The sequence below is a fragment of the Paraburkholderia sp. Tr-20389 genome, from assembly GCF_017104565.1.
Classification (GTDB): domain Bacteria; phylum Pseudomonadota; class Gammaproteobacteria; order Burkholderiales; family Burkholderiaceae; genus Paraburkholderia.
The window spans coordinates 239,290-252,538 of sequence record NZ_JAAGPD010000002.1 but is presented as its reverse complement, the minus strand read 5'-3'; the positions used below and the strand labels follow the sequence as shown (position 1 = coordinate 252,538).

General features: G+C 61.1%; 11 protein-coding genes. 7 read left to right on the top strand and 4 right to left on the bottom strand.

The features are described from left to right. Nucleotides 1-62: 62 nt before the first annotated feature. The 4 genes from tssG to G3N95_RS05455 all read right to left on the bottom strand — a co-directional run bounded on the left by tssG (nucleotide 63) and on the right by G3N95_RS05455 (nucleotide 4,088). A complete protein-coding gene (tssG, locus tag G3N95_RS05470; RefSeq protein ID WP_205968966.1) occupies nucleotides 63-1,124 on the bottom strand; it encodes a type VI secretion system baseplate subunit TssG in 1,062 nt (353 codons plus the stop codon). Beyond that, nucleotides 1,124-3,016, bottom strand: coding sequence for a type VI secretion system baseplate subunit TssF (gene tssF / locus G3N95_RS05465; RefSeq protein ID WP_205968965.1), 1,893 nt, complete (start codon nucleotides 3,014-3,016; stop codon nucleotides 1,124-1,126). Before tssF ends, tssG begins: the two co-directional genes overlap by 1 nt. 27 nt (nucleotides 3,017-3,043) lie before the next feature. Then, nucleotides 3,044-3,520, bottom strand: coding sequence for a type VI secretion system baseplate subunit TssE (gene tssE / locus G3N95_RS05460; protein ID WP_205969058.1), 477 nt, complete (start codon nucleotides 3,518-3,520; stop codon nucleotides 3,044-3,046). Between the two features lie 94 nt (nucleotides 3,521-3,614). Beyond that, on the bottom strand, nucleotides 3,615-4,088 hold the full coding sequence (locus G3N95_RS05455) for a TagK domain-containing protein (RefSeq protein ID WP_205968964.1): 474 nt from the start codon (nucleotides 4,086-4,088) through the stop codon (nucleotides 3,615-3,617). A gap of 368 nt (nucleotides 4,089-4,456) precedes the next feature. Here G3N95_RS05455 and tssH point away from each other — a divergent pair, with 368 nt between their 5' ends. The 7 genes from tssH to tssL all read left to right on the top strand — a co-directional run bounded on the left by tssH (nucleotide 4,457) and on the right by tssL (nucleotide 13,212). Then, complete coding sequence (tssH, locus tag G3N95_RS05450; RefSeq protein ID WP_205968963.1) at nucleotides 4,457-7,183, top strand: type VI secretion system ATPase TssH; 2,727 nt, start codon at nucleotides 4,457-4,459, stop codon at nucleotides 7,181-7,183. Nucleotides 7,184-7,208: 25 nt separating this feature from the next. Continuing rightward, the gene (gene tssB, locus G3N95_RS05445) at nucleotides 7,209-7,772 is read left to right on the top strand and encodes a type VI secretion system contractile sheath small subunit (RefSeq protein WP_205968962.1); all 564 of its coding nucleotides are present in this window, start codon (nucleotides 7,209-7,211) and stop codon (nucleotides 7,770-7,772) included. A gap of 38 nt (nucleotides 7,773-7,810) precedes the next feature. Beyond that, nucleotides 7,811-9,313 carry a type VI secretion system contractile sheath large subunit gene (gene tssC / locus G3N95_RS05440; RefSeq protein WP_205968961.1) on the top strand — a complete coding sequence of 501 codons (1,503 nt, stop codon included), beginning with the start codon at nucleotides 7,811-7,813 and terminating at the stop codon, nucleotides 9,311-9,313. A 75-nt stretch (nucleotides 9,314-9,388) separates the two neighbouring features. Continuing rightward, complete coding sequence (locus G3N95_RS05435; protein ID WP_205968960.1) at nucleotides 9,389-9,871, top strand: type VI secretion system tube protein Hcp; 483 nt, start codon at nucleotides 9,389-9,391, stop codon at nucleotides 9,869-9,871. 79 nt (nucleotides 9,872-9,950) lie between these two features. Continuing rightward, nucleotides 9,951-10,463 carry a type VI secretion system lipoprotein TssJ gene (gene tssJ, locus G3N95_RS05430; RefSeq protein ID WP_205969057.1) on the top strand — a complete coding sequence of 171 codons (513 nt, stop codon included), beginning with the start codon at nucleotides 9,951-9,953 and terminating at the stop codon, nucleotides 10,461-10,463. Nucleotides 10,464-10,476: 13 nt separating this feature from the next. Then, nucleotides 10,477-11,823 (top strand): type VI secretion system baseplate subunit TssK, encoded by a 1,347-nt coding sequence (gene tssK / locus G3N95_RS05425; RefSeq protein ID WP_205968959.1) that lies wholly within the window; start codon nucleotides 10,477-10,479, stop codon nucleotides 11,821-11,823. A gap of 147 nt (nucleotides 11,824-11,970) precedes the next feature. Then, on the top strand, nucleotides 11,971-13,212 hold the full coding sequence (tssL, locus tag G3N95_RS05420; protein WP_241018275.1) for a type VI secretion system protein TssL, long form: 1,242 nt from the start codon (nucleotides 11,971-11,973) through the stop codon (nucleotides 13,210-13,212). Nucleotides 13,213-13,249 lie beyond the last annotated feature (37 nt).

The window sequence follows — 13,249 nt, the reverse complement described above, 5'->3', positions numbered from 1 at the left end:
CGATTCGATCAGTGTGTTTCCGTAGTCGTCGCTCATCCGGCATCCTCGATACTCGCCAACGGTCAAATCCGGCTACGCCGTGGCGTGCCGGGCTTCATGCACTGCTCCGGTTCGAAGCGCATGCCCACGACGGGCGCGCCATCGGGCGAGTTCCCGAGCCACCCCGACCACCCCAGCTGCTGCGGACCGCCGATCACGGCGGGCAACTCGCGATCAGACCGGACACGTAGTTCCAGTTCCCAGGAAAATTCATGGCCTACGAAGCTGCGCACCCAGTCCACCAGTTCGGGCAACGCCGCGCCATGCGGCGTGAAGCTCAGATAGGTATCGAGCCTCACGGGACCGATCACGATTCGAAACCTGAACTGGCGATCGGGAATCAGCTGCCCGAGGATTGCTCCGTCGCCGATGCATGCGCCCGCATTCTGTTCGCCGAGATGCGACTGTCCATCCCGCGACACGGGCATCCAATGAAACACATATTCTTCGATCCTGACGGGCACGCCAAAATAGTGTTCAAGCGTCAGCCGCAGTCCGTCGGGGTCTCGTGCTTCGCGCAGCACATTGGCAGATGCCGACAACTGCGCGTGCACGGGCAGAGCCCGGTGGGCTAGCTCGTCGAGATCGTGGCCAGTGAGGCTCGCTACATAGAAGGAGAACCGTTCGTCATCGGCACGATCGAGACCGGCAGTAGCCTGCGCCGAAGCCCATGCACGGTATAGAAGCGCAAGGTAGCGATGGTGGAAAACATCCAGGAATCCCGTCAGCGTGCGGTCACGTCGGCTTTCCTCCTGTTCGCGGGCGATCTCGGTCACGTGGATCGGCAGCGGCCCGTTCGGCCCCAGTGTCCCCAGTCCGAACAGGCGCACAAGCAACCGCTCGCCGATTTCGCCGACACTCGCAATCTCCCGGGGCGCAAACGTGAGGCTGGGTTGCTGTCCCAGTCTGAAGGGTTCGGAAGAAGGGCGTGCCGCGGTGCCGACAGAATCGATGCGCGTATCGGCGGCGATGCGGCGCATCAGGGAGAAAAAGCCGAACTCCCAGGGCCGCGCCTGCAACCGCGCAACGAAGTCCGCCGAGAGGGGCCCGTGCTGACGTTCATCGGTAACGGACGTCTTTATCATCACGCGATTCCGCGCGTACCGATACGAACGGGCCAACGCATGATGTGACCACGTTGCATGGACAGCAGTTCGGTTTGCGTGAACGAATTGATCGACACATGCCTTGCCAGGTAATGTTCGAGAATCAGCCCGAAAAGATAGGGGCTCGTTCCGGAGAACCCTCTCTCGTCGACGGTCAGTTGACACTCGATCCCACGCCCGAACACCAACGGACCGTGACCGGGCAGCTTGCGCGCAATCGGGCTGGTTTTCACACCGACAAGACTCTCGATCTGACGCGCGTGCTCGGTGTCGTCGCCGCTCAGAAAGAGCCTCAGCATGTCGCGCAGTCCCTGTCCTCCGGGCCGGTGGTCGAACGATTCGAAGGGCAGGTAATTGAAATTCAGTTGCCGGATCAGACGCCATGCCGCCTCGCCCTCCGCGTATGGCGGACGTGGCGTGCTGGGCGGCCGGATCAGCCCGATGGATTCGACGGGTGCATCGTTTTCCGGCTTCTGAAAGTCATTCACACCGTCGCGCGGCACGAGCATCGGGAGATCGCGATTGGTCAGCCATGCAACGGCGGACAGATAGCGCATGCTTTCGTGGTATGGCGCTTCGTGCTGATCGACGAGAGAAACGAAGGTCTCGGTGCCGATATACGGCGTACGCGTTCCATAACGTCGTGCCGAATCGGACAGGAGCCGACGCTCGCGCCGTACCGAGAAATATCGCCCGTAGTTGCCTTCGTCGTTGTGCAGGGTCTGATAAAGCGGCCGGAATTCAAGCTTTTCCGAACTCTTCGCGACTTGCGCGTACAGTTTCTGAACCGAAAATACCTCGTACTCGAGTGGTGCCTGACGCTTCGGTACAAGATGAAACTCGGTGTTCGCCTCCGACAACTCGATGCGATCCAGTCTCTGCTCAAACAGATTGATGACAGGTGTGCAGAAGAGCGCAAAGCGGGAGGCTTCGACAAGACTCGCCAGCCGGTCCGGCGACCGGCTCAACAGCACCACGATCTCTACTTCCTCGCCTTGCGTCTTCCTTAGGCCGGCAGCCAGACCCGTGAGCGTGAAAAAATAGAAACGCGCAGGGCACGCAAAGTATTCATGCAGCAGGTTGTGTCCGTGGAATTTGGACCAGCCTGGCGGGAGCATTGTCTGGTCGAGTCCCAAGCCCTCGTGCACCACGGCGCCCGATGTCACCACGGCATAGGGGTGCTCCGGCGAGCCGAATCCACCCGGCTCGCCAATAACCGATCCGACTCCCGCCGCATGCACGAGTTCGAACAGGTTCGACGCCACCTGCTCGTCGCCGGCCAGGTAGATCGGCAAATTGTCCAACCCTTCCAGCGCGGCGATCTTCGCGTGGTTCGTGGACCGGATTCGCAGCCGCAAGGCGCCACGCACCTGAACGTTGGACGGCAAGTGCCTTTCGAGTCCGGTAATGTCCGGCGGTACACCCGTAAGCCTGGCGCTCACGATCTTCAGGGGATACAGCACGACGTCCTGCGTCGTCCGGAAGGTGCAGGGCGTGTGTTCGCCGTCGGGTATGCGGGTTTTGAGCGTCATTCCGCGCGCTACGCGAAACCCCGCGTTCAGGTTCCCCTTGGTCTGCGCGGGATACATTCTCACCACGGCCATCGACGGCGTGGGCGCGTCGTAGTTCGGATAAACGACTTCGAGCAACCGCTGGGTAAAGCGCGGAAATTCGGCATCCAGCTTGATCCGCATGCGCGCCGCCATGAAGCAGAATGACTCGATGAGCCGTTCGACATACGGATCGTTCATTTCACCAGCTTGCAAGCCGAGGCGCCGCGCAATCTTTGGATGCGCGTGCGCGAATTCACCCGCGCTTTCGCGCAGATAAATCAACTCCTGGTTGTAGTATTCGAGCAGTCGCGGATCCATATCGATTCAAACCTCGGGCGAGACGATTCAAGCCCGATCGAGATCGAACTGCACCCGGCTCGTTTCCAGGTCGAGCGAACTTTGCACGATGAACTCAAGCGGGTAGGGCTCTATACGGACCAGCCCGCGAATTTCAAATGCCATTCGGCTGTGACGCCCTTTGCGATCGGCGTCGCTGAGTGGAACGAGCTGGATCGACTCCGGTATCAGCCGGGGCTCGAATCGCGCCAGGGCTGACTGGACGGCCGCTTCGATATCCGACCACCGGTATGCAGCCGTGAACGCGCCCGCAAGCGGCGGCACGCCGAAGTTCACCGTCGAACCTGCAGCAAGCGCGTGGCGCTTCGAGTCGATCTGGTCCGTGAGATTGGTCGTATTCAGCAAGTAGGCGATGTCGCGCTGGATGATCTCTCTCATGCGTGCGCGCGTGACGGCATATTCGGCCGGTATCTCGGTCTGGCGATGCGGAGCGTCGTCGCGCAAACGGTCGATCAGAGTCGGCATCAGATAGCCTCCGCTCGCACGCAACGATTGCGGCGTGTTCGAAGCGGCCGCACTGTCATCGAATGTCTTCACAAGCGTTTCCCTCATCACGTTGTCAGTCCCACCGATGCAGCGCATGAACAGGTTTCTGCATCGGGCTATCGATTGCGGGAGCATGATGCTCACTGCGTGCCAGTTCCGGTGGTACGGGCCAAGGTCGCAGTGTTTCGTCCAGGTGCGGTTCGCGTAACTCGAACAGGCTCAGTATTTCAAAAGGCCCTTCAAAGGCCGGTTCGGAATGTCCCGGCGCACCGCCCGGCACCAGCCGATCGATCAGATCATCCAGCCGCTGCCCGTGCGCGTTCAGCACGCCCAATCCGTCGTCTGGGGTGCGGCTCGTATCGATTGTCGGCTCGGCGCTTGCCGCAGCATGCGCCGCCGCAATGTGCATGCCATCACCCATCCCTGTCGACATGCGATGAGGCGACTTCAATGCCTCGCAGTAGTACGCATGGAGCGATTGAATCAATTCGTCTCCGTCCGGAGAAGACGGCTGCGGACTAATGGGCGCCGCTGTCGTGTCTTCCATGCTCGCCCGCTCAACCGGTCGATCCGGCCAATCAGGAATGCACAAGCGTGCTTTCATCGAAACCGATGTGAAATGAAGACGTCTAGCGGAGAACTGCATTGGGTGCCATAGAAGTCGTGAATAAGCCGCGAGTCATTCGACCACGAATCGCAATGCATTGTCCAGTAATCCTACCTATTCTTATGGACGATAATCAAACGCGCAATCACAATGCTTGAGTTTTTCACGCTGGCAAGTTGAATTGGATAGTGCCACTGCGTATCCTGACGATCCATCATCGGACATCAATCTGATCGCTGTCTATGACGATCTTGCTTCATGTTCCTGGTCAGGCTTTATTTAGTTCGTCGTACTGAGTATTTAAAGCAATGATTCCACGCCACGCGCTATACGGAAAACTCGGAACCACGTTGTTTCGCAGCATCGAATCTGCAACAGCGTTCAGCAAGCTGCGTGGGAATCCGTATGTGGAACTGGTGCACTGTATCCAGCAGATGCTGCAGATCGCCGACGGCGATCTGCACCGCATCGTGCGGCATGCAGGTATCGAGCGGGAAACGCTTGATCGCGATCTCACCCGCGCATTGAAAGCATTGCCGGCCGGGTCGGGCTCGATCCTCGATTTTTCGCATCACGTCGAAACGGCGATCGAGCGTGCCTGGGTCCTGGCGACACTCGCGTTCCAGGATCGTTTGATTCGGGGCGCCTGGCTCATCGCGGCAATCGTGACAACGCCTGAATTGCGGCGCGTGCTGCTGGCGATTTCGCCTGAGTTCGCGAGTATTCCCGTCGATGGGCTCAAAGATGCGCTGCGGTCCTGGATCGACGGCTCGCCCGAGGCAAACGACTTGCCACACGACGGCAGCGACCTGACGCCATCCATACCTGGCGAGGCCTCGAACGCACTGAAGCCACCGACCCGCAACGTGCTGGACCGCTACTGCACGGATCTCACGGCGCTCGCACGCGCCGGTGAACTCGACGCGGTGATCGGCCGGGACGAGGAGATTCGTACCGTCGTCGATGTGCTGCTGCGGCGGCGCCAGAACAATCCATTGCTCACCGGGGAAGCCGGCGTCGGCAAGACGGCGGTAGTTGAAGGACTCGCAATTGCGATCGCCGCGGGCGAGGCCTCTGCGAAGCTTGCCGACACGCGACTGCTTTCGCTCGACGTCGGTGCGTTGCTCGCGGGCGCGAGCATGAAAGGAGAGTTCGAGGCGCGCCTGAAGGATCTCCTGGAGGCGGCCAGCAAGTCGCACGTGCCCATCATTCTTTTCGTCGACGAAATTCATACGCTCGTCGGTGCGGGTGGTCAGGCCGGCACCGGCGATGCCGCCAACCTGCTCAAACCAGCGCTCGCCCGTGGCGCGGTGAGAATGATCGGCGCCACGACCTGGTCCGAATACAAGCGCCACATCGAAAAAGATCCCGCGTTGACGAGGCGCTTTCAGATGCTGCAGGTCTGCGAGCCGGAAGAATCTGCCGCCATCGATATGGTGCGCGGACTGGCCCCGACTTTCTCGCGCCATCACGGCGTGATCGTGCGTGACGAAGCAATCCGCGCGGCTGTCACGCTCTCGCATCGTTATCTCCCGTCGCGCCAGTTGCCGGACAAGGCTATCAGCCTGCTCGACACCGCCTGCGCCCGCGTCGCGCTTTCCCAGCACACGCCACCGCACGAACTGCAGAATACGCGTCAACGCCTGCAGGCTGCCTGCGTGGAATACGGGCTGCTCGAACAGGAGGCGCGCATCGGATTCGAATCCGATCGGGAACTGAGCGGCGCACAGTCGCGCATCGATACGCTCCTTGTGGAACAAAGCGAACTCGAAGCACGTTGGCACACACAAACGGCAGCGGTGCAAGCGCTCATCCGAGCGCGCGAAACAGCGTTGGATGCGTCGTCCGTGGTTCACGCATCGGGATCGGCGCTTGATGACGACTCCGCAGCTGAGCGTCTGCAAGCGCTGCTGGCCGATGTCCGTACGCTGCAGGGTGAAACGCCGCTGGTGTTTCCCGACGTCGATCAGGCCGTCGTAGCGGAGATCGTTTCGGACTGGACGGGTATTCCCGTCGGCCGCATGATCACCGACGAGATCGCCGCCGTGCAAACGCTGTCCGACATCCTCGCCTCGCGCGTGACCGGACAGCCTGACGCGCTCGCACAGATCAGCGAGCGCGTCAGGACGGCTCGCGCAGGCCTTGCCGATCCGAAGAAGCCGCTCGGCGTTTTTCTGCTAGCCGGGCCGTCCGGTGTCGGCAAGACCGAGACCGCGCTTGCGCTCGCGCAAACGCTGTACGGCGGTGAACAAAACCTCATCACCATCAACCTGAGCGAGTACCAGGAGGCGCATACGGTCTCCGGGCTCAAAGGCGCACCGCCCGGATACGTGGGTTATGGCGAAGGCGGCGTGCTGACCGAAGCGGTACGGCGGCGGCCCTATTCCGTCGTCCTGCTCGACGAGATCGAAAAAGCCCATCGGGACGTACACGAAATATTCTTCCAGGTGTTCGACAAAGGCTACATGGAAGACGGCGACGGGCGCTTCATCGACTTCCGGAACACGATCATTCTGCTTACCAGCAATGCCGGGGCGGAGATGATCTCAAGCATGTGCGACCGTGCCTCCCCCGCGCCCGATCACGCCGAGTTGCGCGCCGCGCTGACGCAAGAATTGCTCGGTGTCTTTCCGGCCGCGTTTCTCGGCCGGATCGCCGTCGTGCCCTATCGGCCGCTCACGCACGCGGCGCTAGTGAGCATCGTGCGTCTTCATCTCGATCGTGTGGTGCAGCGTATGGACGATGCACACGCAATCGAACTTGGCTACGACGTCAGCGTGGCCGATTACATCGTCGGTCAGTGCGTCGTTGGACAGACGGGCGCGAGGGCGTTGATCGACTTCATCGACCAGCATGTCCTGCCGCGGCTGTCCGCGCTGTGGCTCGATGCGCTTGCCGCGAACCGTCGCATCGCGGGCATCCGGATCGGCACCGCCGACGATCGAACCACACCATGCACGGCCATCACCTTCGACGTGACCGATACCGACGCGGCAGCAGACCGGTCCGGCTCGCGCCAGCCAGCCCTTACTTAAACACTCTTTTCACACGGAGAAACGCATGTCTTCATTCGACAGCTCCCAGAAGTTCATCGCACGCAACCGCGCGCCGCGCGTGCAGATCGAATACGACGTCGAGGTCTACGGCTCCGAAAAGAAAGTGGAATTGCCGTTCGTGATGGGTGTTCTCGCTGACCTGTCCGGCAAGCCGGGCGAGCCGTTACCGCCCGTAGCCGAACGGCGCTTTCTCGATGTCGATATCGACAACTTCGACGAACGCATGAAGGCGATCATGCCGCGCGTAGCGTTCGCCGTACCGAATACGTTGACGGGAGAAGGTCGGGTGATGGTGGATATGACCTTCGAGAACATGGACGATTTTTCTCCTGCCGCCATCGCACGCAAGGTCAGCGCGCTACGCCAGCTGCTCGACGCACGAACCCAGCTGGCGAACCTGCAGACCTATATGGACGGCAAATCCGGCGCCGAGTCGCTCATCAACAGTCTGCTGACCGACCGGGCATTGCTCAATTCGCTCGCCGCGGCGCCCAAGCCAAAGTCCAACGTGCAAAGCGAGGCTCAGGACGGTTCATCGGGCGAGGCGGAAGCGCCTTCGGACCTTTAACGACTCGCGCCGAAACATACGCTATTCCAAGGAAATCCATGACAGTCGATCAGGCATTTGCCAACGGTGTCACTGCCGCAGCCCACAACACGCAAAGCGAGTTCTCGCAGCTACTCGAACGCGAGTTCCGCCCGAAAACCGACGAAGCCCGCGTAGCCGTCGAGCACGCGGTCCAAACTCTCGCCGAACAGGCCTTGCGCCACGCGATCACCGTCAGCGACGACGCATACGACAGCATCGAAGCGATCATCGCGCAAATCGATCACAAGCTGTCGGAACAGATCAACCAGATCCTGCATCACGAGGCATTTCAGAAGCTCGAATCCGCGTGGCGCGGGTTGCATCATCTCGTGTCGAACACGGAGACCGACGAACGGCTGAAAATCCGCTTCATGGACTTATCGAAGGAAGATCTGCATCGCACGCTCAAGCGCTACAAGGGCATCGCGTGGGATCAGAGTCCGCTCTTCAAGCAGATCTATGAAGAAGAGTACGGTCAACTCGGCGGCGAGCCTTATGGCTGCCTGGTCGCGGACTACTACTTCGACCATACGCCGCACGATGTCGACCTGCTCGCTTCCATCGCGAAGATCGCGGCGGCGGCACACACGCCGTTCATATCGGGAGCATCGCCTTCCGTACTTCAGATGGAATCGTGGCAGGAGCTCGCGAATCCCCGAGATCTCACCCGGATCTTTGCGCAGAACCTCGAATATGCGCCGTGGAATTCTTTACGAAGCACAGAAGACGCTCGCTACATCGCGCTCGCCATGCCGCGTTTCCTCTCGCGCTTGCCGTATGGTGCAAAAACGAATCCCGTCGACGAGTTCGATTTCGAAGAAGAGGTCGGCGGCCCCGACCATCGCAAGTTCGCCTGGTCGAACGCGGCCTATGCGATGGGCGCGAACATCAACCGCTCGTTTAAGCGCTACGGCTGGTGTTCGCTGATTCGTGGCGTGGAGTCCGGCGGCACCGTGGCCGACCTTCCCTGCCACACGTTTCCGACCGACGACGGCGGCATCGATATGAAATGCCCCACCGAAATCGCGATCTCCGACCGGCGCGAGGCGGAGCTTTCGAAGAACGGGTTCATTCCGCTCATTCACCGCAAGAACACCGATCACGCGACGTTCATCGGCGCGCAGTCGCTGCAGCGTCCGGCCGAATACTACGATGCCGACGCCACGGCAAACGCGAATCTCTCGGCACGCCTGCCATATCTTTTCGCCTGCTCGCGCTTCGCGCACTACCTGAAGTGCATCGTGCGCGACAAGATCGGCAGCTTCCGGTCGCGGGAGGAAATGCAGAGCTGGCTCAACGGCTGGGTCATGCATTACGTCGATGCCGATCCGACCAATTCGTCTCAGGAAACGAAGGCGAGCCGCCCGCTTGCAGCCGCCGAAGTCGTGGTCGAGGACGTCGAGGGCAATCCCGGCTACTACCAGGCGAAGTTCTTCCTGCGTCCGCATTTCCAGCTCGAAGGGCTGACGGTCTCGTTACGACTCGTCACGCGCCTTCCTTCGGTGAATCAGGCCGCGTGAGCTGCTGATCCAGCTTGCCAGGACCGACCTGCCGGCTAGCGCCGGCTTCACTTTCCGACCCCAGGAGCCTCAAAAATGGCACAAGACATCTTCATGAAAATCAACGGCATCGACGGTGAGTCGCAGGACTCGACGCACAAACGTGAAATCGAAGTCCTCAAATGGGGCTGGTGCGTTGCGCAGGACTCCACCATGCATACCGGTAGCGGTGGCGGCGCCGGCAAGGCACGTGTGGACGACCTCCAGTTCGAGCATCTGGTCGACCGCGCCAGCCCGAACCTGATGAAGTACTGCCTGACGGGCAAGCACGTCGATTCTGCCGTCCTCTCCGTGCGCAAGGCGGGCGGCAACCCGCTCGAATACCTGAAGCTCACGATGAGCGATGTGATCATCACCCAGGTGCGACCGGCCGGCAGCAACGATGACAACGGGATTCTGGAGCAGGTCCGCTTGTCGTTCGCGAAGGTGAAGCAGGAATACGTGGTTCAGAACGAGCAGGGCGGCAGCGGCGGCGCCGTGACGGCCGCCTATGACATCAAGGGAAACCAGGAACTGTGAGTTGCGTCTAGCGCTCGACATGCGCTGCCCGGTACGTGAATGCCGGGCAGCAGGCCCGTTTTTATTATCGCGGTTCCTGATGCGAATACTTCGCTTCTTCGGCGTCCTGTCATGCGCGCTCGCACTCGTCTCCTGTGCGGGCAACAATCGCTCGCCCATGCGCGAGCCCGTGAAACTCGACATATCGCTTCATGCAATGCATGACGTCAATCCCGACGGTCAGCAGCGTGCTGCGCCGATTGTCGTGCGTCTGTACGAACTGCGGAGCACCGACGCGTTCGCGCAGGCGGACTTCTACTCCCTGCAGGACAAGGACAAGGCAGTCCTGGCTGACGATCTGGTCGTGCGCGATCAGTTCCTGCTGCGTCCGGGCCAGAGCCAAACCGTTACCCGCGCGGCAAACGATGCCACCACTGCGCTCGGCGTGATCGCGGCGTACCGCGACCTGCCGAATTCCGTGTGGCGCACCGTATGGCCGCTGCCTTCCCGGCCCGCCGTCAGTTGGTACAGCCGCGCTCCGCAACTGCGAATCACCGTCGATCTCGACGCAAACGCAGTCAGGATCACCGACATTTCATCGAAAGCTCAATAGATATCTGCACCGTATGAGTTGGTATAACAAGGTTACCTGGAGCGAAGGACTCTTCCTTCGTCCTCAATTGTTCCAGCAGCAGGAGCGCTATCTCGAGCATTTCGTGAACAAGCGCGCAACGCCGCTGTCGCCGTTCTTCTTCGGCTTTTCCCATTGCGAGATCGACACGGAAGCGCTGGCGCTGGGCAAGGTGCTCGTCAAGTCGGCGAGCGGAGTGTTCGGAGACGGCACGCCCTTCGATATGCCTGGCAGCACACCGCCGCCTGCGCCGCTCACGATCCGTCAGGAGCACCTGGAACAGGTCATTTACCTCGCCGTGCCGATACGCGTACCTAATGGCGAGGAAACCACCTTCGACAATCCGACCGAGTCGCTCGCCCGCTATGCCGTATTCGACGCCGACGTGCGCGACGCGAACTCCGTCGGCCACGGATTCCAGGCCGTGCAACTGTCCCGCCTGCGGCTGCGGTTGCTGCCCCGCAAGGAATTGGCCGACGCATGGATCGGTCTGCCACTGACACGCGTGAAAACACTGCGCGCCGACGGCAGTATCGAACTCGACGAAACACTCGTGCCGCCCGTCAGCGGCTTTGGGGCCAGCAAGCTGCTCGCGAGCTGGCTCGGCGACATTCACGATCTCACCCGCATGCGTGCCGACCGGCTCGCCCAGCGTTTGACGGGCGATGACGGCCAGCCCGGTTCCGTCGCCGAGGTCTCGGACTATCTGCTCCTGCAAACGCTCAATCGCTACGAGCCTCTGCTGCAGCATCTGCGGCGTATCCCGACGACTTCTCCAGCCGAACTCTATGCGTTGCTGACGAGCATGGCGGGCGAGTTGTCGACCTACGTGCGTCCCTCGACGCGCAGGCCGCTCGCCACGCATCCGCCGTACCAGCATGAAGAGCCATACCTGTGCCTCAAACCGCTCGTGGAAGATACGCAGTGGCTGCTCAACGCGGTACTCGTCCGCTCGGCGCAGAGTATTGCGCTTCACGACGCAAGCTATGGCATGCGCAACGCCGTCGTCGATCCCGCCGAAATGCGCAGCTTCACCGCGCTCGTTCTGGCTGTATCCGCCCAGATGCCGCCCGATGCGCTGGCTCATCAGTTTGCCACCCAGGCCAAGGTCGCTCCGTCGGAGCGCCTGCCCGATCTCGTGCGCGCCCATTTGCCCGGCATTCCCATACAGGCGATGCCCGTCGCGCCGAGACAGATTCCGTTCAACTCGGGCTACGTGTACTTTGAAATTCTGCGTAACGGCCCGCTATGGGAACTGGTCGAGAAGCATGGCGGGATCGCACTGCACGTTGCCGGTGAGTTTCCTTCCCTGCAACTGCAGTTGTGGGGCGTACGCGGTTAAGCGTGTTCAGCAAGGCTTCACGACAAGAAGCGCCATGCGCAGGGTCAAGCTTCGCGTGGCACGAGCATAGGTAGAGCAAGTATGAATCAGGCAGATGCGTCCCTGTCACCGGGGTGGCGTGACAACCCCATGGCCGGGCCGGCCGTGATGACGCCGGCGGCGATCAAAGCGACTTATACCGATTACCGCACTGGCGATTCCGCGCGGAACATTCCATCCGGCGAGCAGCACGCGACGCGTCTGCACGCCGTGCAGGAAGCGCGCAACCCGCTCCTCGAGGCTGCACGGCCGCTGCTGCGGGCGCTCGCCGAAATGCCGGACACGCTCGATACGACGGAGATCAACGCGCTTCACAGGCTGCTCGAAGAAGAGATGCGGAATTTCCAGCGTCTGTGCGAACAGGCGAATGTACGTCGTGAGCATATGTTCGGGGCTCGCTATTGCTTGTGCACGGCGCTCGACGAAGCTGCGATGCAAACCCCCTGGGGACAACGCGAAACGGGCGTTGAATGGATTTCCCGAGGCCTCGCGACCGAATTTCACGAAGATCGCCACGGTGGCGACAAGATCTATCTGCTGATCGGCCGTCTGATGAGCCATCCGCATGAGCATCTCGATCTCATCGAAGTCATCTACCGGATCTTGAGTCTGGGCTTCATGGGACGCTACCGGCATGAGGCCGATGGCGCGCGCAAGCATGACGCCATCCGGCAACGGCTTCATGCAGAAATCCGCTCGCAGCGCGGCATTGCCGCGTTTGCCCTGTCGCCTCATGCAGGTTCGGACGTCGGGAAGAAGCGGTTGTCGTTTTACGACTTCCCGGTGTGGATCACGTTCGTCGTGCTGGGCGTGATCCTTGCCGCGCTGTTCGCATGGTTCAAGTATCAGTTGCTCGATCGCGGCGCGGTCATCGAAAACCAGATCATCGAGATCGGCAGCCAGACACCGCCTCTGGCTCCGCGGTTGCCGCATCTCAAGGAGTTGCTCAGAAATGAAATCGCGGCAGGTACGGTGAACGTCGACGAAGACTCGCACCATAGCGCCGTCACGTTCCGGGGCGACTCGATGTTCGCGCCGGGCGGGTTCGAAGTGAATGCGTCGATGGTGCCCATCATCAGAAAGGTCGCCAATGAGGTGGCCAAGACACCGGGCAAAGTCACGGTTACCGGCTATACCGACAACGTTCCGATCAGGAGCCGCCAGTTCCCGTCCAACGACGCGCTGTCCCTCGCCCGTTCCACCCAGGTCAAGCAGATGCTGCGGGAAGACGGCGTTGCAGCTGCCCGGCTCGAAGCGATCGGCAAGGGCCAGTCCGAGCCAATCGGCGACAACGCCACGCTGCAAGGGCGTGCGAAGAACCGCCGCGTCGAAATAAACGTCACGCCCTGACCGGCGTGACTCGCCTGATTACCGCTGCGCCCGTAAG

What these genes read in the sequence shown, in the direction of transcription:
- tssG (WP_205968966.1), bottom strand. Translation starts at nt 1,124, where the DNA reads ATGATAAAGACGTCCGTTACCGATGAACGTCAGCACGGGCCCCTCTCG.
- tssF (WP_205968965.1), bottom strand. Translation starts at nt 3,016, where the DNA reads ATGGATCCGCGACTGCTCGAATACTACAACCAGGAGTTGATTTATCTG.
- tssE (WP_205969058.1), bottom strand. Translation starts at nt 3,520, where the DNA reads ATGCCGACTCTGATCGACCGTTTGCGCGACGACGCTCCGCATCGCCAG.
- G3N95_RS05455 (WP_205968964.1), bottom strand. Translation starts at nt 4,088, where the DNA reads ATGGAAGACACGACAGCGGCGCCCATTAGTCCGCAGCCGTCTTCTCCG.
- tssH (WP_205968963.1), top strand. Translation starts at nt 4,457, where the DNA reads ATGATTCCACGCCACGCGCTATACGGAAAACTCGGAACCACGTTGTTT.
- tssB (WP_205968962.1), top strand. Translation starts at nt 7,209, where the DNA reads ATGTCTTCATTCGACAGCTCCCAGAAGTTCATCGCACGCAACCGCGCG.
- tssC (WP_205968961.1), top strand. Translation starts at nt 7,811, where the DNA reads ATGACAGTCGATCAGGCATTTGCCAACGGTGTCACTGCCGCAGCCCAC.
- G3N95_RS05435 (WP_205968960.1), top strand. Translation starts at nt 9,389, where the DNA reads ATGGCACAAGACATCTTCATGAAAATCAACGGCATCGACGGTGAGTCG.
- tssJ (WP_205969057.1), top strand. Translation starts at nt 9,951, where the DNA reads ATGCGAATACTTCGCTTCTTCGGCGTCCTGTCATGCGCGCTCGCACTC.
- tssK (WP_205968959.1), top strand. Translation starts at nt 10,477, where the DNA reads ATGAGTTGGTATAACAAGGTTACCTGGAGCGAAGGACTCTTCCTTCGT.
- tssL (WP_241018275.1), top strand. Translation starts at nt 11,971, where the DNA reads ATGACGCCGGCGGCGATCAAAGCGACTTATACCGATTACCGCACTGGC.